Source organism: Cupriavidus ulmosensis (assembly GCF_977008105.1).
Genome location: NZ_CDRMWP010000001.1, coordinates 3,072,505 through 3,091,717 on the forward strand (window position 1 = coordinate 3,072,505; position 19,213 = coordinate 3,091,717).

17 protein-coding genes and 1 tRNA gene are annotated in these 19,213 nt (G+C 69.8%); 11 read left to right on the forward strand and 7 right to left on the reverse strand.

The window, feature by feature from the left end; all coding sequences use genetic code 11:
- Positions 1 to 105: 105 nt before the first annotated feature.
- Complete coding sequence (locus tag ACWTPI_RS14145; RefSeq protein WP_020200823.1) at positions 106 to 1,341, forward strand: MFS transporter; 1,236 nt, start codon at positions 106 to 108, stop codon at positions 1,339 to 1,341.
- Entirely contained in the window at positions 1,341 to 1,475 is a 135-nt protein-coding gene (locus ACWTPI_RS14150) for a hypothetical protein (RefSeq protein WP_020200824.1), read from the forward strand. Before ACWTPI_RS14145 ends, ACWTPI_RS14150 begins: the two co-directional genes overlap by 1 nt.
- Positions 1,476 to 1,491: 16 nt before the next feature.
- Here the strand turns inward: ACWTPI_RS14150 and ACWTPI_RS14155 are convergent, their stop codons facing one another.
- Positions 1,492 to 3,408, reverse strand: coding sequence for an ATP-binding cassette domain-containing protein (locus tag ACWTPI_RS14155; protein ID WP_059411383.1), 1,917 nt, complete (start codon positions 3,406 to 3,408; stop codon positions 1,492 to 1,494).
- Between the two features lie 739 nt (positions 3,409 to 4,147).
- On the opposite strand from ACWTPI_RS14155, the gene ACWTPI_RS14160 reads away from it, so the two are divergent.
- A complete protein-coding gene (locus ACWTPI_RS14160) occupies positions 4,148 to 5,047 on the forward strand; it encodes an amino acid ABC transporter substrate-binding protein (RefSeq protein ID WP_059411382.1) in 900 nt (299 codons plus the stop codon).
- Between the two features lie 231 nt (positions 5,048 to 5,278).
- The gene (locus ACWTPI_RS14165) at positions 5,279 to 6,472 is read left to right on the forward strand and encodes a benzoate/H(+) symporter BenE family transporter (RefSeq protein WP_020423636.1); all 1,194 of its coding nucleotides are present in this window, start codon (positions 5,279 to 5,281) and stop codon (positions 6,470 to 6,472) included.
- Between the two features lie 4 nt (positions 6,473 to 6,476).
- On the opposite strand, the gene ACWTPI_RS14170 is transcribed toward ACWTPI_RS14165, so the two are convergent.
- Positions 6,477 to 6,971: a hypothetical protein gene (locus ACWTPI_RS14170; RefSeq protein WP_454731932.1), complete on the reverse strand. Its 495-nt coding sequence runs from the start codon at positions 6,969 to 6,971 to the stop codon at positions 6,477 to 6,479.
- A gap of 267 nt (positions 6,972 to 7,238) precedes the next feature.
- Here ACWTPI_RS14170 and ACWTPI_RS14175 point away from each other — a divergent pair, with 267 nt between their 5' ends.
- Entirely contained in the window at positions 7,239 to 7,571 is a 333-nt protein-coding gene (locus ACWTPI_RS14175) for a DMT family transporter (RefSeq protein ID WP_454731933.1), read from the forward strand.
- Between the two features lie 24 nt (positions 7,572 to 7,595).
- Here ACWTPI_RS14175 and ACWTPI_RS14180 read toward each other — a convergent pair whose 3' ends face one another.
- Both ACWTPI_RS14180 and ACWTPI_RS14185 read right to left on the reverse strand, forming a co-directional pair.
- The gene (locus ACWTPI_RS14180; RefSeq protein ID WP_454731934.1) at positions 7,596 to 7,919 is read right to left on the reverse strand and encodes a hypothetical protein; all 324 of its coding nucleotides are present in this window, start codon (positions 7,917 to 7,919) and stop codon (positions 7,596 to 7,598) included.
- Between the two features lie 156 nt (positions 7,920 to 8,075).
- Positions 8,076 to 8,150 (reverse strand) — tRNA-Arg (locus ACWTPI_RS14185).
- A gap of 938 nt (positions 8,151 to 9,088) precedes the next feature.
- On the opposite strand from ACWTPI_RS14185, the gene ACWTPI_RS14190 reads away from it, so the two are divergent.
- Positions 9,089 to 11,032: a DEAD/DEAH box helicase gene (locus ACWTPI_RS14190; protein ID WP_454731935.1), complete on the forward strand. Its 1,944-nt coding sequence runs from the start codon at positions 9,089 to 9,091 to the stop codon at positions 11,030 to 11,032.
- 119 nt (positions 11,033 to 11,151) lie between these two features.
- On the opposite strand, the gene ACWTPI_RS14195 is transcribed toward ACWTPI_RS14190, so the two are convergent.
- Both ACWTPI_RS14195 and egtD read right to left on the reverse strand, forming a co-directional pair.
- Positions 11,152 to 12,411 carry an SUMF1/EgtB/PvdO family nonheme iron enzyme gene (locus ACWTPI_RS14195; RefSeq protein ID WP_454731936.1) on the reverse strand — a complete coding sequence of 420 codons (1,260 nt, stop codon included), beginning with the start codon at positions 12,409 to 12,411 and terminating at the stop codon, positions 11,152 to 11,154.
- Positions 12,412 to 12,551: 140 nt separating this feature from the next.
- On the reverse strand, positions 12,552 to 13,631 hold the full coding sequence (gene egtD / locus ACWTPI_RS14200) for an L-histidine N(alpha)-methyltransferase (protein WP_454731937.1): 1,080 nt from the start codon (positions 13,629 to 13,631) through the stop codon (positions 12,552 to 12,554).
- A 540-nt stretch (positions 13,632 to 14,171) separates the two neighbouring features.
- Between egtD and ACWTPI_RS14205 the strand changes: the two genes are divergently transcribed.
- The 3 genes from ACWTPI_RS14205 (at position 14,172) to ACWTPI_RS14215 (ending at position 16,359) form a co-directional block, all read left to right on the forward strand.
- Positions 14,172 to 14,870, forward strand: coding sequence for a TerC family protein (locus tag ACWTPI_RS14205; RefSeq protein ID WP_020200835.1), 699 nt, complete (start codon positions 14,172 to 14,174; stop codon positions 14,868 to 14,870).
- A 197-nt stretch (positions 14,871 to 15,067) separates the two neighbouring features.
- Positions 15,068 to 15,862, forward strand: coding sequence for a thymidylate synthase (locus ACWTPI_RS14210; protein ID WP_454731938.1), 795 nt, complete (start codon positions 15,068 to 15,070; stop codon positions 15,860 to 15,862).
- Positions 15,859 to 16,359 carry a dihydrofolate reductase gene (locus ACWTPI_RS14215; protein ID WP_454731939.1) on the forward strand — a complete coding sequence of 167 codons (501 nt, stop codon included), beginning with the start codon at positions 15,859 to 15,861 and terminating at the stop codon, positions 16,357 to 16,359. Before ACWTPI_RS14210 ends, ACWTPI_RS14215 begins: the two co-directional genes overlap by 4 nt.
- A gap of 91 nt (positions 16,360 to 16,450) precedes the next feature.
- Here ACWTPI_RS14215 and pmbA read toward each other — a convergent pair whose 3' ends face one another.
- The gene (gene pmbA, locus ACWTPI_RS14220; RefSeq protein WP_454731940.1) at positions 16,451 to 17,818 is read right to left on the reverse strand and encodes a metalloprotease PmbA; all 1,368 of its coding nucleotides are present in this window, start codon (positions 17,816 to 17,818) and stop codon (positions 16,451 to 16,453) included.
- 57 nt (positions 17,819 to 17,875) lie between these two features.
- Between pmbA and yjgA the strand changes: the two genes are divergently transcribed.
- Together yjgA and mog are read left to right on the forward strand one after the other, a co-directional pair.
- A complete protein-coding gene (yjgA, locus tag ACWTPI_RS14225; protein WP_020200839.1) occupies positions 17,876 to 18,511 on the forward strand; it encodes a ribosome biogenesis factor YjgA in 636 nt (211 codons plus the stop codon).
- Between the two features lie 28 nt (positions 18,512 to 18,539).
- Positions 18,540 to 19,184 carry a molybdopterin adenylyltransferase gene (gene mog, locus ACWTPI_RS14230; RefSeq protein ID WP_020200840.1) on the forward strand — a complete coding sequence of 215 codons (645 nt, stop codon included), beginning with the start codon at positions 18,540 to 18,542 and terminating at the stop codon, positions 19,182 to 19,184.
- The last annotated feature ends 29 nt before the right edge of the window (positions 19,185 to 19,213 follow it).

Genomic DNA, 19,213 nt, shown 5'->3' on the forward strand with positions numbered 1-19,213 from the left:
AACTTGCCCGCACCGCTTCGGTGCAGCCGGCGGCCCGGGACGAGGCCAGGCGCGCCGGCGGGACCAGACCAGAACAACACACCGCGCCAGGAGACGCACGCCAAGATGCAGCACACCACGCAGGACGCCGCGCGGCGGCAACCCCTTTCCCTCACTACCGTGCTGATCTGCGGCGGCCTGCTGGTCACGCTGTCGATGGGCATCCGGCACGGCTTCGGGCTGTTCAACCTGCCGATCACCCAGGCCCACGGCTGGGGCCGCGAGACCTTCGCCTTCGCGCTGGCGCTGCAGAACCTGATGTGGGGCCTGAGCCAGCCGTTCACCGGCGCGCTGGCCGACAAGTTCGGCGCGCTGCGCATCATGCTGGCCGGCGTGGCGCTCTACGTGGCCGGCCTGCTGGTGATGGCGCTGGCCGGCTCGGGCACGGCGTTCGCGTCGGGCGCCGGCGTGCTGATCGGCCTCGCCCAGTCGGGCACCACCTACAGCGTGGTGTACGGCGTGATCGGGCGCGTGGCCAGCGCCGAGAAGCGCGTCTGGGCGATGGGCATCGCCGCCGCCGCGGGCTCGTTCGGGCAGTTCCTGATGATCCCGGTCGAGCAGACGCTGATCTCCGCCGCCGGCTGGCAGAACGCGCTGTTCGTGCTGGCGGTGCTGGCCTGCCTGATGCTGCCGCTGGCCTTCAGCCTGCGCGAGCCGCGCGCCGCGGCGCATGCCGGCGGCTTCCAGCAGACCATCGGCCAGGCCGTGCGCGAGGCCTTCGGCAACCGCAACTTCCAGCTGCTGACGCTGGGCTACTTCGTGTGCGGCTTCCAGGTGGTGTTCATCGGCGTGCACCTGGCGCCCTACCTCAAGGACCGCGGCCTGGCCGACCCGAAGATCGCCACCGTGGCGCTGGCGCTGATCGGCCTGTTCAACGTGTTCGGCACCTACAGCGCGGGCGCGCTGGGCCAGCGCATGCCCAAGCGCTACCTGCTGTCGGCCATCTACATCGCGCGCTCGGTGGTGATCGCCGCCTACCTGCTGCTGCCGCTCACCACCGCCAGCACCTGGGTGTTCGCCGCGCTGATGGGCTTCCTGTGGCTGTCCACGGTGCCGCTGACCAACGGCATCATCGCCCAGGTGTTCGGCGTGCAGTATCTGTCGATGTTGTCCGGCGTGGTGTTCTTCTCGCACCAGATCGGCAGCTTCCTGGGCGCGTGGCTGGGCGGCTTCCTCTACGACCGCACCGGCAGCTACGACACGGTGTGGCTGATCGCCATCGGGCTGGGCGTGATGGCCGCGCTGGTCAACCTGCCGATCCGCGAGCACGCCATCGCGCGCCCGCGGGCGGCGGCGGCGTGATGGCACGCGCGGCCGTCCTGCGCGCAACCGGCTTCGCGGCCGCCGCCGCGGTGCTGGCGCTGGCCTTCCTGGCCTACTTGCGGCCGGGCTTCATGGTGGACCTGACCAATATGGTGCTGGCGTGGTGCGGCTGAGGGCCGCGCGCGGCGCCTACTGCGCCTCGCCCTTGGTCTTGGCTTCCAGCACTTCCCAGCGCTCCAGCGCCGTGAGCAGCTCCATCTCGATCTCGTCGTGGCGGGTGCCGAGCAGCGCCGCCTTCGCCGGATCGCTGGCGTAGAGCGCGCCGTCCGCGAGCTGCCCGGCCACGGTCTTCTGCTCGGCCTCGAGCGCGGCGATGCGCTCGGGCAGGCCGTCCAGCTCGCGCTGCTCCTTGTACGACAGCTTGACGCGCGCCGGGGCGCGCGCCTCGCGGGGCCTGGCCGCCTCGGCGGGCTTGCGCTCGCCGGACTGCGCTTCCTGCATGGCGGCGCTGCGCTTCGACTGCACCTGCCAGTCGGAATAGCCGCCCACGTACTCGCGCCAGCGGCCGTCGCCCTCGGCGGCGATGGTCGACGTCACCACGTTGTCGAGGAAGGCGCGGTCGTGCGACACCAGGAACACGGTGCCGCTGTAGTCCTGCAGCAGTTCCTCGAGCAGCTCCAGCGTGTCGATGTCGAGGTCGTTGGTGGGCTCGTCGAGCACCAGCACGTTGGCCGGGCGCGCGAACAGGCGCGCCAGCAGCAGGCGGTTGCGCTCGCCGCCGGACAGCGACTTGACCGGCGAGCGCGCGCGCTCGGGCGCGAACAGGAAGTCGCCCAGGTAGCTCATCACGTGCTTGCGCTGGCCGTTGATCTCGACCCAGTCGCTGCCCGGGCTGATGGTGTCGGCCAGCGAGCGCTCCAGGTCGAGCTGGGCGCGCATCTGGTCGAAATAGGCCACCTGCATGTTGCTGCCGTTCTTGACGGTGCCGCTGTCCGGCGCCAGCTCGCCCAGGATCAGGCGCAGCAGCGTGGTCTTGCCGGCGCCGTTGGGGCCGATCAGGCCGACCTTGTCGCCGCGCATGATGGTGCCGGTGAAATCGCGCACCACCACCTTGTCGCCGAAGGCCTTGCTGACGTCGGTCAGTTCCGCCACGATCTTGCCGGAGCGCTCGCCCTGCGACACCTCCAGCTTAACGTTGCCCTGCACGTCGCGCCGCGAGGCGCGCTCGCTGCGCATCGTCACCAGGCGCTGGATGCGCGCCACGCTGCGCGTGCGGCGCGCCTCCACGCCCTTGCGGATCCACACTTCCTCCTGCGCCAGCAGCTTGTCGAACTTGGCCTGCTCGACCTGCTCGGCGGCCAATTGCTCGGCCTTGCGCGTCTGGTAGGCGGCGAAGTTGCCGGGGAAGGACACCAGCCGGCCGCGGTCGAGCTCGACGATGCGGGTGGCCACGCGGTCGAGGAAGGCGCGGTCGTGGGTGATCAGCAGCACGCTGCCGCGGAACGCCAGCAGCAGGTCTTCGAGCCAGCGGATGGCTTCCACGTCGAGGTGGTTGGTGGGCTCGTCGAGCAGCAGGATGTCGGGCTCGGCCACCAGCGCCTGCGCCAGCGCCACGCGCTTCTGCATGCCGCCCGAGAGCGAATCGACGCGCACGTCGGCCTGCAGGCCGAGCTGCGCCAGCGTGGTTTCCACGCGCGTGCGCACCTGCCAGGCGCCGGCGGCGTCGACCTCCGACTGCAGGCGGTGCAGCTCGGCCAGCGCGGCTTCGTCGTGGTGGTCGTCGAGCGCGGCCAGCGCCGCCTCGTAGGCGGCCAGCAGGTCGTGGACCTGGCCCAGGCCTTGCGAAACCGCGTCGAAGACGTGCTGGCCCGGCGCGAACTGCGGCTCCTGCGGCACATAGGCCGAGGTCACGCCGCTCTGGCGCGCGATCAGGCCGTCGTCCGGCGCCGACAGGCCGGCCACGATCTTGAGCAGCGAGGACTTGCCCGAGCCGTTGCGGCCGATCAGGCCGACGCGCTCGCCGGCTTCGAGCGAGAAGTCGGCATGGTCGAGCAAGGCCACATGCCCGAAGGCGAGCTGGGCGTCGGAAATCGAAAACAGGGCCATGAGCAGCAATACGAAAAGAAAGACAGAGGGGGAGGCAGGCGTGCCGGCGCGGGCGCGCCGGGGTGACTGGCGACGCTGCCGGGCGCGCGGGCGCGGGCGCCGGCCTGCCGGGTAGCCGGCATTGTAGACCAGCGCGGCGGCGCGCCCGGTGGCATGCGCCGGCGGGCGGCCCCGGGGATGCCCGCCGGCGCGCGCGCAAAAAACGCGCGCGCAAAAAAGAAGGGCCCGCGCTGGCGCGGGCCCAAGAGTCTCTCCTCGGTGCCCTGCTCGCAAGGCACGAATGCAGGATAGCAAGGCCCCTCCCCGCGCTCCAGTCGGACAAATCCGTAAGGGAAAGCCCCGCCAAGGGAAAGCCCGGGGCATGTGCGGCGTCCGCGCGCGGGGTCCGCGGGCAAGGTTCGCCACGGGTGCGCCGCGGCGCCGGCAGCCGCTTCCGGACCCCGTTTTGGTGCGCTGTTGCTCGCCGCGCAACACTCCGCGCGGCGCGTATTGTCGATCCGCATGCGGCCATGAAACAATGGCCGCCGGTCACGCAAGCCGCGGCACGACGGCAGCAACAGACGGCAGCAACACAGAGAAGAACCGGCATAGAACCGGTGCGGGCGACCCAACGCCAACCAGTGCTTCTTCCAGCGAAAGCTGGTTCCAGTAGCTTTTTTGCACGGGGAATACCATGATCCATCCGCGTTCGCAGCAACCGCGCGACGCCCGGCCGGCGCGCGCGCCGGCCCGGGGCCGCATGCTGCCTCTCCTGCCCGTTCTTTTCCTGACGCTGTGCCTGGCCGGAGGCGCGCGCCCCGCGGCGGCCCAGTCCTCCGCCTCGCCGGTGCTGCAGCGCATCCAGCAGACCGGCGTGCTGCGCCTGGCGCACCGCGAGAGCTCGGTGCCGTTCTCGTTCGTGGCCGACGGCAAGCCCTACGGCTACGCCATCGACCTCTGCCTGCGCGTGGCCGACTCGCTACGCACCGCGCTGAAGATGCCGGGCCTGAAGGTGGAATACGTGCCGGTCACGCCGGCCAACCGCATCGCCGCCATCGTCGACGGCAAGGCCGACCTCGAATGCGGCTCGACCACCAACACGCGCGAGCGGCGCGAGCAGGTGGCCTTCACCATCCCGCACTACATCGCCGGCATCCGCATGCTGGTCAGGACCGACTCCGGCATCCGCAAGCTCGCCGACCTGCGCGGCAAGACCCTGGTCTCCACCACCGGCACCACCTCGCTGGTGGTGATCCGCCAGATCAACGGCTCGGGCGCGATGCAGCTGAAGGTGGTGGAAGCCAAGGACCACGCCGAGGCCTTCGGCATGGTCGAGCAGGGCAAGGCCGACGCCTTCGTCATGGACGACGTGCTGCTCTACGGCCTGCGCGCCAACGCCAGGAACCCGGCCAGCTATACCGTCACCAACGAACTGCTGACGATCGAGCCGTACGCCATCATGCTGTCGCGCCACGACGCCGAGTTCAAGCGCCTGGTGGACAAGGCGATGGTCGACTCGATCTATTCGCAGGACACGCAGAAGCTCTATAAGAAATGGTTCCAGTCGCCGATCCCGCCGCAGGGGGTCAACCTGGACATACCGATGAGCTACCTGCTGCGCGACTCGTTCAAGTTCCCGAGCGACAAGGTGGCCGACTAGACGGCCTGCCGCGCCGCGTCGTGTAGCGTCACGTAGCGCCGGCGCCGCGCCGCGGACCCAAAAGGCGGGACTCGTGCGAAGATGGCGGCCCGGACGCTGGTTTCCCCGGCGGCTTCCGGCTGCTTCCAGCTATTTCCGGCTGTTTCCAGGCCTTCCCGGTTCGCTTTCCTGTTGCTGCCGCGCCACGCGGAGGTTCACCGACCTCGGCGCGCGCCGGCGGCATTGCTGCCCATGCCAACTATCGCCCCGCTGAAGTTCTCCGATCTGTCCATCTCCGCCCTGGTCGCCGGCCTGATCGCCATGCTGACCGGCTACACCAGCTCGCTGGTGCTGATGATCCAGGCCGGCCAGGCCGCGCACCTGTCGGACGCGCAGGTCGCCTCGTGGATCTGGGCGCTGTCGGTCGGCATGGGCGTGACCACCATCGGGCTGTCTCTGCTCACGCGCGTGCCCGTCGTCATCGCGTGGTCCACGCCCGGCGCCGCGCTGCTGATCGCCAGCCTGCCCGGCGTGCCCTACCCCGAGGCCATCGGCGCCTTCCTGATGGCGGCGCTGCTGATGACCGCGGCGGGCCTGACCGGCTGGTTCGACAAGCTCATGCGCGCGCTGCCGGCCAGCATCGCCTCCGCACTGCTGGCCGGCATCCTGTTCCGCATCAGCGTCGACGTCTTCGTGCAGGCCCAGCAGCAGACCGTGCTGCTGCTGGTGATGTTCGCGCTCTACCTGCTCGGCAAGCGCTGGTGGCCGCGCTACGCGGTGCCGGGCGTGCTGGCCGGCGGCGTGGCGCTGGCCGGCGCGCTGGGCCAGCTGCATTTCGAGTCCTTCCACTTCGCGCTGGCCACGCCGGTATGGACCACGCCCGCGTTCTCGCTGCCGGCCTTCGTCAGCATCGCGGTGCCGCTGTTCATCGTCGCGCTGGCCTCGCAGAACGTGCCGGGGCTGGCGGTGCTGCGCGCGGACGGCTATCACGTGGCGGCCTCGCCGCTGATCACCGTGACCGGCATCGCCTCCGCGCTGCTGGCGCCGTTCGGCTCGCACGGCATCAACCTCGCCGCGATCACCGCGGCGATCTGCACCGGCGCGCAGGCCGACCCCGACCGCAACCGCCGCTACACGGCGGCCGTGGTCTGCGGCATCGGCTACCTGGTGGCGGGGCTGCTGGCCGCCAGCATCGCGGCGCTGTTCGCCGCCTTTCCCAAGGCGCTGGTGGTGGCGGTGGCCGCCTTCGCCCTGCTCGGCTCCATCGCCAGCGGGCTGACCACGGCCATGCAGACCCCGGCCGAACGCGACGCCGCCCTGCTGACCTTCATGATCACCGCCTCCGGCATGACCCTGGCCGGGGTGGGCTCGGCCTTCTGGGGCGTGGTGGGCGGCATGCTGGCGCTGGTGGTGCTGCGCCCGCGCGCGGCGCCCGCGGGCGGCTGAGTCGTTACAACAGCAGGAAACCGATGTCGGCGGCGCCGATGCCCGACAGCGGCGCGCCCTTGCGGCGCTGGAAGAGAATGTGCTGCAGCACGCGGTCGCGGTGCTCGGCGAAGACGGTGGGATCGAAACGCAGCGCGGTCAGCGCGTAGTGCTCGGCCAGCAGCTTGTAGACCCGGTGGCGCACCATCAGCATCTCGCTCTCGGCGCGCAGCCGGCTGACCTCGCCGGCGTTGTCCTCCTCCAGCTGCCGCATGCCCACCACCACGCGCGCATGCATGCCGCGGTAGCGGTCCAGCTCGGCATGCGCCTTGCGCAGCTCCTCGCGCAGCGCGCGGACCTCCTGCTGCAGGCGCAGGTTGTGCTGCACGCCGCGCTGGATGCGGGACGCTTCCTCCAGCGCGACATCCGCCGCCGCGATCGTGTTCTGCCAGACCGCCGGCCCCGCCGCCACGCCATCCCCTTGCGGCCAGACGGTCTGCAACTCCTCGTCGCCTTTCATGGCGCTCCCCCTAGAGACTTCCCAACAACTCGCCCGCCGCCGGCTTTGTCATGCTGCCGGCTGGTTCGGGCACTACCGCGACCTGCAAGCCCTCTGAGGGGGTTTATCAGCGATTGAAGGCCGCAAGCCATCGTCAAACAACCACCCAAAAGAGGGGTATCAAAAACCCGGCACGCGTACCTGCCCTCGCCCTGCCGCCGGCCGGCGCGCACCGCGCGTGTGGGAAAATACGCACCCGGCGTGCAGCCAATGCAGGAAACCCGACCGATGAACAGCTACGCCCTCCTGGCCCTCGCCATCGTGGCCGAAGTCATTGCCACCAGCAGCCTCAAGGCCTCCGAGAACTTCACCCGCCTGTGGCCCAGCCTGCTGGTGGTGGCCGGCTACGTCGCCGCCTTCGTCCTGCTGATGCAGGTCATGAAGACCGTGCCGGTCGGCATCGCCTACGCCATCTGGTGCGGCGCCGGCATCGTGCTGGTCACGCTGATCGCCAGCGTGCTGTACCGGCAGATCCCCGACCTCGCCGCATGGCTCGGCATCGGCCTGATCGTGGCGGGGGTGGCGGTGATCCAGTTGTTTTCGAAGACGGGGGCGCATTGAGGCGCGGCCCGCCGCCTCGCGGGCTTACAGGTTGGCGATTTCCAGCACTTCCTGGCCCATCAGCGTGCAGCCGGCCGGCGCGTAGATGAAGTGCATGCGGTAAGTGCCCTTGTAGATATAGCCATACACTTCCAGCACATCGTATTTGTCCTTGCCCGCGGGGTTCTTCAGCGGCGCGAGCACCTTGACCTTGGGGTCGATCTCGATACGGTCGTCGGGGCCGGCATGGAAGGCCAGCAACTTGCCGGCCTGCTTCAGCGCGGCGGGCGCGCAGGCATGCTGGGGCGCCGCCGCGGCGGCGTTGGCGCACAGCGCCATGAGAGCGAGACTGAGGAGGGTGTTTCTCATCGGGCGGACCTGGTGTGTGTGTGTTTGTCGCGCCGGGCAGGCGTCGCCTCTGCGTCGCCTCTTCCCGGCCTCTGTAAACAGGCGAAAAACGGGAAGCCGGCAAGCGGCATGGCGGAGAAAACACCTCTGGTGGACCGCGTAGAACCAGCGTTGCGCTGGTCCCGCCGACAGGAATCGAACCTGTATCTAGCGCTTAGGAGGCGCTCGTTCTATCCATTGAACTACGGCGAGCGGATAGACCCCGCGGAGACAACCGCGGCGCCTGGACGGCGCCGCTCCGGGAGCAGGCCCGGAGTATATCAAAAACCGCACGGCGCAAGACGGGCGCGGCGTGGCGAAATGCGCGCCCGGAAACGAAAAAGCCCGCCAGTCTGCTGGCGGGCCGGTTGCGGACGGTCCGGACCTTCCTGGTCACATCGGCGTTATCCCGGCAAACAGTCGTGCACGCAGGATTCCCATGATTCCGCCCATGACGCGGACGTCCCTCCGGATCACCCGGAGAGGCGAAGGAATACTGGCAGTGACGCCGACTGCCGCGATACCAGCGGCGAGCAGCGCTTAAAGCAAGCGCCGCGGAAGGTCAGCGGTATGCTCGAGTCCGCTACCTTGCCGGGCTTCGGTGTGCCCGACGGATTCAGTATAGGCAGGCGACCGGCGGATGCAACTTCCCGGCGTGCGCGGCCGTACTCCGGCGGGAAGTGCCACGCGGCGCACCCGGCGCGCGCCGTCCACAGGGACGATTCCTATCGCAGCGCAACAAACTACTTTTCTTTCTGCTATAATCCGCGCCGTGAGTTCGCACTGTGAGTTGTGCAACCAGCCCGCCGCACCATCCGGCAGGCGATACGCCCCCCTCTCAAGCTCTGCTCCCCGGTCCGCCGGCTGGCCTGTTCCGAATGGCCAAGTGGTGATACCCGACAGAACGCATTTCTCACCGACGTCGCCTCGTCTCCGATCCTGTTGAACAGCTTATCTGAAGCTGTTTGCCTGCCAGGGATTGCGCGCCCGGCCTTGTGCCGATGCCGCCCTGCCTGCCGCCGTACTGTCAGCTGTGTCTGTCGTAACGGCCTCACCGATTGGCGCCGAAGCCTTTTTTAAGACTTTGCACTGCGCCCGCCCCTGTCCGCTCGTTCGGCATGGGGTGCCATGCATATACGTAAAACCACGACATGACCCAGCACGACATTCGTGCGGAGCACGATTTTGCCTCCGCCGCCGACGCATCGACCGAAACCGCAGCCGTCGCCGCCATCGCCACGCCCGCCGTCCAGGAACAAAGCCCGCTCGACAAGATCGACGCCATGCTCAATCCGGCAGCCGCGGCCGCTGCGCCCGCGATCGCCGCCGACAACGGTTTCGCCAAGCTCGGCCTGGATGAAGCCATCCTGCGCGCCCTGGCCGAACTGAACTACACCGTCCCGACCCCGGTCCAGTCGCAGGCGATTCCCGCCTTCCTGGCAGGCCGCGACCTGCTGGTTTCCAGCCAGACCGGCTCGGGCAAGACCGGCGCCTTCATGCTGCCGGCGATCCAGCGCATCAGCGTCAAGCCCAGCCCGAACCGCCCGCGCGCCGACGAGCCCATCAAGCGCATGAAGGGCAAGCGTCCGCGCCCGTCGCCGGCGCAGCCCGCGCTGCTGGTGCTCACGCCCACGCGCGAACTGGCGCTGCAAGTGACCGAAGCCGCCGCCAAGTACGGCCGCCACCTGCGCCGCATCGTCTGCGCCAGCATCCTGGGCGGCATGCCCTACCCGAAGCAGCTCGCCGCGCTGTCGAAGATGCCGGACATCCTGGTGGCCACGCCGGGCCGCCTGCTCGACCACATCGAAGCCGGCCGCATCGACCTGTCCGCGCTGGACATGCTGGTGTTCGACGAAGCCGACCGCATGCTCGACATGGGCTTTGCCGATGACATCGACGCCATCGTCGCCGCCACCCCGGCCAGCCGCCAGACGCTGATGTTCTCGGCCACGCTGGACGGCCGCATCGCCCAGCTCGCCTCGCGCCAGCTGCGCGACCCGCAGCGCATCGAGATCGCCGCCGTGCGCGCCGACCAGAGCAATATCGAACAGCGCCTGCACTTCACCGACGACATGTCGCACAAGGAAAAGCTGCTCGACCACCTGCTGCGCGACGTCAGCCTCAAGCAGGCGATCGTCTTCACCGCCACCAAGCGCGACGCCGATTCGCTGGCCGAGCGCCTGTCGGACACCGGCTTCGCGGCCGGCGCGCTGCACGGCGACATGACCCAGGGCGCGCGCAACCGCACGCTCACCTCGCTGCGCCGCGGCAACCTGCGCATCCTGGTGGCCACCGACGTGGCCGCGCGCGGCATCGACGTGCCGGACATCACCCACGTGGTCAACTTCGACCTGCCCAAGCAGGCCGAGGACTACGTGCACCGCATCGGCCGCACCGGCCGCGCGGGCCGCTCGGGCGTCGCCATCAACCTGGTGAACCACGGCGACATGTTCCAGTGGAAGCGCATCGAGCGCTTCACCAACAACCGCATCGACGCCTCGGTGATCGAAGGCCTGGAGCCGCGCCGCTCGCCCAAGCCGCGCACCGGCTTCGGCGGCAAGCCGGGCGGTGACCGCGGCGGCTACCGTGGCAACAGCAACGGCGGCGGCTACCGTGGCGGCGACAACCGCACCTTCGGCGACCGCAAGTTCGGCGGCGGCGAAAGCCGCGGCTACGGCAACCGCGACGGCGCACCGCGTCCGGCCGGCGACCGCCCGTTCGGCGACCGCGACGGCAACCGCGGCTTCGGCGACCGCGGCGGCTTCGGCTACCGTGGCCAAAGCAACGGCAACACCGGCGGCAATGGTGGCAACGGCGGCGGCAATGGCGGCCAGCGCAGCTTCGGCAACAACGAAGGCGGCTACCGCGGCGGCGACAACCGTGGCTTCGGCAACCGTGACGGCGCGGCCCCGCGCAGCTTCGGCGGCGGCGCCCCGGCCGGCAACGGCGGCGGCTACCGCGGCGGCGAAAGCCGCGGCTTCGGCAACCGCGAGGGCGCGGCGCGCAGCTTCGGCGACGGCAACCGCGATGGCAACCGCGGCGGCTTCGGCGGCCAGCGCAGCGGCAACGGCGGCCGTTCGCGTTTTGAGCGTTGATTCCGAGCGCTGATTTAGCGCGCTGATCGCAGGAGGGGCCGCTTGCACGCGGCCCCCTTCCCGCAAAAGAAAACGGCACCCGCGGGTGCCGTTTTCTTTTGCGCGCCGCGCCGGAGGATCTAGATCGGGCAGCTACGGAAACCGACGAAGGCGAGATCGTCCTCGGGCAGCAGCGCCAGCCGCGCGCGCGCGTGATGCTGCCGCGCCGGGCTGGCGAACGAGGCGCCGCGCACCGCCTGGTGCGTGGCGAAGCTGGCGGCGAAATCCGCGTCGCCGGGGCCCGCCTCGAACCCGGCGTAGGGCTCATAGGGCGTGGCCGTCCACTCGCGCACCATGCCCCAGCGCAGCCCGCCGCGGTTCTGCACGGCGGCCAGTTCCCACTCCGACTCCTGCGGCAGGCGCCGGCCGGCCCAGGCACACCACGCCTGCGCCTCGAACAGGCTGACGTGGCGCACCGCCTCGTCCGGGTTGAGTGTGCGCAGGCTGCCGAAGCGCAGCGCCATCCAGGTCCGCGATTCCGGGTGGCGCGCCCAGTAGCGTGGCGCCGAGCGCTCCTGCGCCATCAGCCAGCGGCGGCCCGCCGGCGTCCACCACTGGGCGCGCTCGTAGCCGGCATCCTCGACGAACTCGAGAAACTGCGCGTTGCTGACCGGCGCGGCGTCCATCTCGAAGGCGGGCACGTAGGTGGACTGCGGCGGCAGTTCGTCTGGCAGCGCGAAGCCGTCCGGCTCGGCCCAGCCCTGCACGAAGCGCCCGCCGGGAAACTGCAGCGTGCCGCCGTGCGGCACCGACAGCGAAGGCAGCGCCACCGCGGGCTCCGCCGGCGCCACGCCGAGCGCCTGCAGCAAGGCGGCGATGGCCTCGCCCTGGCGGTCTTCGTGGAACAGCGCGCGACGCCAGGCGTAGAGCGTGGCGTCGCTGTCGTCGGGCAGCACCGCGAGGCGGCGCAGCGCGGCATCGAGCACGTCGGCGGCATAGCGCTTGACCACCGCCACGTCGGGCAGCGCGGCTTCCCAGCGCGCCTCGGGGCCGATGCGCTCGGGATCGAACCACGCATCGGCGCCGTCCAGCAGCGAGGGCGCGCCGGCCACCTGCAGCGGCAGCCCGCCGTGCTCGCGCACGCGCACGTCGCGCAGGCACCACCATTCGGCATGCCAGGCGACATGGCCCAGGGTCCACAACGGCGGATCGGCGAAATCCTCGCGCGGCACCTCCCAGCCCCGGCGGGTCTGGCCGAAGGCGGCGAGCCAGGCCAGCGTGCGGCTGCGCGCATCCACCAGCGCCTGCGCCAGGCCTTCGCGCGGCAGCCGGCGGGCGTCGGCCCAGGCCGTCTTGCCGCCGTTGAAATGCAGATCGGGAAGCATGGAAAAGCCGCTCATCGCAAACCCTGCCGGTGTGTGGGATCAGCCACGGTTGCACGGCCTCCGCGCAGGCGGCGCGCGCCTGCCCGGCGCGCCGCTCCGCTGCCGGAGGGGGACGCGGGCATTATGACACCCGCGCGGGCGGGACCCGGCGCGGCTCAGGCGCGCGCGTGGAACACCGCGAACCAGCCGCGCGGGTCGGTCCACCAGACCGGATCGTGGAAGCCGGCGTCCCGCAGCAGCTCGGCGAAACCATGCGGGTGGTACTTGTAGGAATCCTCGGTGTGGATCGCCTCGCCCGCGCGGAACACGCGGCTGCCTTCGGCCCAGCGCACCGTGACGTCGCGCTCGGCGCGCAGGTGCATCTGGATGCGCGAGCCCGCGCGGTCGAAGCTGGCGGCATGGCGCCAGTCCTCGAGCGCGAAGTCGCTGCCGACGATGCGGTTCAGGTTGCGCAGCACGTTGCGGTTGAACGCGGCGGTCACGCCCAGCGCGTCGTCGTAGGCGGCCACCAGCGCGGGCTCGTCCTTGAGCAGGTCCACGCCGATCAGCACGCCGTCGCCGCGGCCCGCGGCCGCGTGCAGCCGCTGCAGCAGGGCCCGCGCCTGGGCCGGCGCGAAGTTGCCGATGCTGGAGCCGGGGTAGAAGAACAGCCGGCGCCCGTGCCTGACCTCGGGCGGCAGGTCCAGCGGCGCGCACAGATCGGCGCCCAGGCCCAGCATGGGAATCTGCGGATGCTGCTGCTGCAGGCAGAACAGGGTGCCGCGCAGGAACTCCACCGAGATGTCGAGCGCGACGTACTGCGAAGGCTGCAGGCTGCCGAACAGCCGCGCCGCCTTCTGGCAGTTGCCGGCGCCGAGGTCGATCAGCACGCTGCCGCTGCCGGCGCGCGCCGCCATCGCCGGCGCGAAGGCGGCAAAGACCGCGGCTTCGGTGCGGGTCGGGTAATACTCGGGCAGGTCGGTGATGGCCTCGAACAGGCGCGAGCCGAGCACGTCGTAGAAGAACTTGGGGCTGATGCTGGCGGCCTCGGCCAGCAGGCCGCGCGTGATCTCGCCGCGCAGCGCGCCGTTGTCTTCGTGGTACTGCTGGATGAAGTCCAGGCGCGGCACCGGATTGGACAGGGCGATGCCGTGGGCGGCGGCCTGGCTGCCGTTGGGTCTCAAGGATGCGTTGGGGGTGCGCTTGGCCTGCGGGTGATCGTGTCGTGGATGCAGCGGGGTCGGGACAGCCGGCATGACGTTTCCTTATTGGTCTGTGGGCGATGCGTAAAACCCCCGGCCCGCACGTCACGGCATGCGCGGGACCGGCATGGAACGCGCCTCCGGTGACGTCTGGGGCGCATCGGCCGATGCCGGTCTTCTAGGATAGGACGCAAACCGCGGCCGGCGGCGTAAAAATGCCCGGGCCGCGGGCCACCGCGCCCGCATGTGCGCCGGCGCGCATATTTATTTACCGCACGGCCATCCGGGCTTCGTTTATAATCCGCGTCAGCGTATCGCCAAGGGGGCAGCCCCACGGCGGCACGTCCCTCAAAGGGGAGTAGCTCCGGGGCCCAGCCCTTAGCACAATCGTCATTCCGAGACCTGTCCCCGACAGCCTCCGGTTGTGCTGACCGCCAACGCAAATCGATGCACAATGGCGGTCGAGCAAGACCTTTGCAACCTGGTTTCATGGTTTGCAAAGGCGCCCCCAAAGCTCCCGAACTTCATGTCTCCAGGCGAACCCTGCGCAAGCGCAACCTTTGCTTACGGCTATTCGTTTTTCGAGGAGAGTTCATGGAATGGTTCACCGATCTGTTCACGATGCAGTTCCTGACGGCGCTGCTGTCCATCGTCGTCATTGACCTGGTGCTCGCGGGCGACAACGCCATCGTGATCGCACTGGCGGCGCGCAACCTGCCGTCCCACCTGCAGAAGAAGGCCATCATCTGGGGGACCGTCGGCGCGGTGGTGGTGCGCTCGGCGATGACCATCGGCGTGGTCTGGCTGCTCAAGATTCCCGGCCTGCTGCTGATCGGCGGCCTGGCCCTGGTGTGGATCGCCTACCGGCTGCTGTCCGACGACGGCGACGGCGACGAACACGGCGCCGGCGCCACCACGCTGGTGGGCGCCATGAAGACCATCATCATCGCCGACGCGGTGATGGGCGTGGACAACGTGCTGGCCGTGGCCGGCGCCGCGCACGGCAGCTTCCTGCTGGTGGTGCTGGGCCTGCTGATCAGCATCCCGATCGTGGTGTGGGGCTCGAGCCTGGTGCTCAAGCTGATGAGCCGCTTCCCCGCGATCATCTACGCGGGCGCCGGCGTGCTGGCCTTCACCGCGGTCAAGATGATCGTCAGCGAACCGCTGGTCAAGGCCTTCTTCGACGCCAACGCGGTGGTCTACTACGGCCTGTTCGTGCTGATCATCGGCGGCGTGCTGGGCGCGGGCTACCTCAAGCAGAAGCGCCGCGCGCCCGAGACGGCGCACCAGTGACGGCGCGCGCGCGCCACCCCGGGTGACACCGGGCGGCGCCGGACGACACAGACGGGGAACGGGCCGCCACGAGGCGGCCCGTTCTTTTGCTTTGCGATAAAATGCCAACCCTCCGGCTGCCGCGCGCGCCCCGCCGCGCGGATGGCCGTTCCACGCGGAATGCCGCTGCCGCATCACTTTCCCCAACACCCGCGCCGATGAAACAGTACCTCGACTTCATGCGCCATGTGCAAGAGCATGGCACCGAAAAGGCCGACCGCACCGGCACCGGCACGCGCTCCGTGTTCGGCTACCAGATGCGCTTCGACCTGCGCGAAGGCTTTCCGGTGGTGACCACCAAGAAGCTGCACATCAAGTCGATCGTCCACGAGCTGCTGTGGTTCCTGCAGGGCTCGACCAACATCAAGTACCTGAAGGACAACGGCGTCAGCATCTGGGACGAGTGGGCCGACGAGAACGGCGAGCTGGGCCCGGTCTACGGCTCGCAGTGGCGCGCGTGGCCCACGCCGGACGGCCGCCACGTCGACCAGATCAGCGACCTGATCGCGCAGATCCGCAGCAACCCCGATTCGCGCCGGCTGATCGTGTCGGCCTGGAACGTGGGCGAGATCCCGCAGATGAAGCTGCCGCCGTGCCACGCGTTCTTCCAGTTCTACGTGGCCGAGGGCCGCCTGTCGTGCCAGCTCTACCAGCGCAGCGCCGACATCTTCCTCGGCGTGCCGTTCAACATCGCCAGCTACGCGCTGCTGACGCACATGATCGCGCAGCAGACCGGGCTGGACGTGGGCGACTTCGTCTGGACCGGCGGCGACTGCCATATCTACAGCAACCACGCCGAGCAGGTGCGCACCCAGCTCGCGCGCGAACCGATGGTGCTGCCGCGGCTGAAGATCCTGCGCAAGCCCGACAGCATCTTCGGCTACAAGTACGAGGACTTCGCGCTGGACGGCTACGAGTCGCACCCGGCCATCAAGGCGCCGGTGGCCGTATGACGCTGCTGACGCTGATCGTGGCCAAGGCCCGCAACAACGTGATCGGCCGCGACAACGCGCTGCCGTGGCGCCTGCCCGAGGACCTCGCGCACTTCAAGCGCACTACGATGGGCGCGCCCATCATCATGGGCCGCAAGACGTGGGAGTCGATCGGCAGGCCGCTGCCGGGCCGCCGCAACATCGTGGTGAGCCGCAACCGCGACCTGCGCATCGACGGCTGCGACGTGGCGGGCTCGCTCGAAGAAGCCCAGCGGCTGTGCGCGGGCGCGGCGCAGGTGTTCCTGATCGGTGGCGCGCAGTTGTACGCCGAGGCGCTGCCCAGCGCCGACCGGCTGGTGGTGACGGAGATCGACGCGGACGTCGAGGGCGACGCGCACTTCCCGCCGATCGACCCGCGCCGGTGGCTGGCCACCAGCCGCGAGACGCACCGCTCCGAGGCCAACGGCTTCGACTACGCGTTCGTGACCTACGAGCGCCCGCCGTCCGGCGAAGAATAGGAAACCAACAGGAAACCGGCAGCCGGAAACGAAAAAACCGCGCGGCGGCCCTGGCAACAGGCCACCGCGCGGTCGTTTGAAGCACCCCGGCTCAGTTGCCGGCGATGGTCATCTGCTCGATCAGGATCGAGCCGGTTTTCTTGGTGCCGCGCACCAGCGCGTCGGCGCCGACGGCGACGATCTGCCTGAACATCTCGGCCATGCTGCCGGCGATCGTGATCTCCTCCACCGGGAACTGGATCACGCCGTTTTCCACCCAGTAGCCCGAGGCGCCGCGCGAGTAGTCGCCGGTGACGTAGTTCACGCCCTGCCCCATCAGCTCCGTGACCAGCAGGCCGGTGCCGAGCTTGCGCAGCATGCCGGCGAAATCGTCCGCGGGCGTGGTCAGCTTGCTCGACAGCGTCAGGTTGTGCGAGCCGCCGGCGTTGCCGGTGGTCTTCATGCCCAGCTTGCGCGCCGAATAGGTGGACAGGAAATAGCCTTCCACCACGCCGCCGCGCACCACGTCGCGCGCGTGGGTGCGCACGCCTTCCTCGTCGAACGGCGCGCTGCCCATCGCGCCGGGCAGGTGCGGCTGCTCGTGGATGTGGATGTGCGGGGCGAACACGGCCTTGCCGAGCGTGTCGTGGAGGAAGGTGGACTTGCGGTACAGCGCGCCGCCCGACACCGCCTGCACGAAGGCGCCGAGCAGGCCGGCGGCCAGCGGCGCCTCGAACAGCACCGGGCAGCGCCGCGTGGAGAGCTTGCGCGAGTTCAGGCGGGCCAGCGCGCGCTCGGCGGCGTAGCGGCCGATGTCCTCGGGCGCGGCCAGCGCGCCGGGCGCGCGCTTGGACGAGTACCAGTCGTCGCGCTGCATGCCGCTGCCGGTGCCGGCGATGGGCGCGCACGAGATGAAGTGGCGCGAGTACGGGTAGCCGCCCATGAAGCCGCGCGAGGTGGCCAGCACGAACTGCGAATGCTGCGCCGACACGCTGGCGCCGTCGCTGTTGCGGATACGCGGCGAGACCGCGAACGCGGCCGCCTCGGCCCGGCACGCCAGTTCGATGGCCTGCGCGGCGTCGATGTCCCACGGGTGGAACAGGTCGAGGTCGCGCGGGTTGCGCTCGAGCAGCTCTTCCTCGGCCAGCCCGGCGCAATCGTCCTCGGCCGTGAAGCGGGCGATGTTGTAGGCGGCCTCGGCGGTGGCGCGCAGCGCCGCCGGCGAGAAATCCGAAGTGCTGGCATTGCCGCGCCGCTTGCCGATCATCACCGTGACGCCGACCACCTTGTCGCGGTTCTGCTCGATGGTCTCGACCGCGCCCTTGCGCACGGTGACCGACAATCCGCTGCCTTCCGAGATCTCGGTGGCCGCGTCGGTGGCCCCCAGCTCGCGTGCCACCCGCAGCACATCGGCGGCCATCGCGCTGAGCTGGGCCTGGGTATAGGTGAAATGGGCGGTCTGGTCTGCGGATTGATCCATTGTGGGCGCGGTCATCAAAAGTCCAAACAAGAATCATAGCAAGATAAAATGCTCCCCATGACGCGAAACTCCCGCACCTCCCCCCGGAATGCCTCCGGCTTCCCCGGCCAGTTCGCCCCCGAACCGGACGAAGACGACCTGCCCAAGAGCAAGTCGCAGAAAAAACGCGACATGCTCGCCCTGCAGGACCTCGGCGTTGAGCTCGAAGCGCTGCCCCGCGACCGCCTGGCGCGCGTGCCCATGCCCGAAGCGCTGGCCGACGCCATCCGCGACGCGCGCCGCATCACCAACCACGAAGGCAAGCGCCGCCAGATGCAGTTCGTCGGCAAGGTCATGCGCAAGCTCGACGACGCCGAGGTGGAAGCCATCCAGCGCGTGCTGGAGGCCTTCAAGGGCGCCAGCAAGGCCGAGACGGCCCGGCTGCACCTGGTCGAGCGCTGGCGCGAGCTGCTGCTGGCCGACGACGCCGCGCTGACGAAATTCCTCGCCGAGCACCCCGCCACCGACGTGCAGGCGCTGCGCAACATCATCCGCAATGCCCGCAAGGAACGCGAGATGAACAAGCCGCCGCGCTATTTCCGCGAGCTGTTCCAGGCCGTCAAGAATGTGCTGGACGGCACCCGCGCCGCCGCCGGCGAGGACGAGGCGGCCGACGCCGGCGCCCACGACGCCGCCGACGCCAACGACGACTGATGCCGCAACCGACCACCCCGGAGCCGACATGACCCAGCCCGCGACCACCCATCCCATTGCCCGCAAGCATCCGGACGAGCTGCTGGTCGGCCTGGTCTCGATCTCCGACCGCGCCTCGGCCGGCACCTACCAGGACGAAGGCATCCCGGCGCTGCGCGACTGGTTCGGGCGCGCCCTGACCTCGCCCTGGCAGACCGTCGAGCGGCTGATCCCGGACGAGCAGCCGCTGATCTCGCGCACGCTCATCGAGCTGGTCGACGTGGCCGGCTGCGACCTGGTGCTGACCACCGGCGGCACCGGCCCGTCGCGCCGCGACGTCACGCCGGAGGCCACGCTGGCGGTGGGCACCAAGGAAATGCCGGGCTTCGGCGAGCAGATGCGCCAGATCAGCCTGCATTTCGTGCCGACCGCGATCCTCTCGCGCCAGGTGGCGGTGATCCGCGAGACCGCCAGCCGCGCCGCGCTGATCGTCAACCTGCCGGGCCAGCCGCGCGCCATCCGCGAGACGCTCGAAGGCCTGCGCGGCGAGGACGGCAAGACCATCGTGCAGGGCATCTTTGCCGCGATCCCCTATTGCGTGGACCTGATCGGCGGGCCGTACATCGAGACCGATGCGGCGGTGGCGCCGTCATGGCGCCCCAAGAACGCCGTGCGCGCCAAACCCGCGGCCTGATACACGCGGCCCGATGCGCGCGGCCTGAA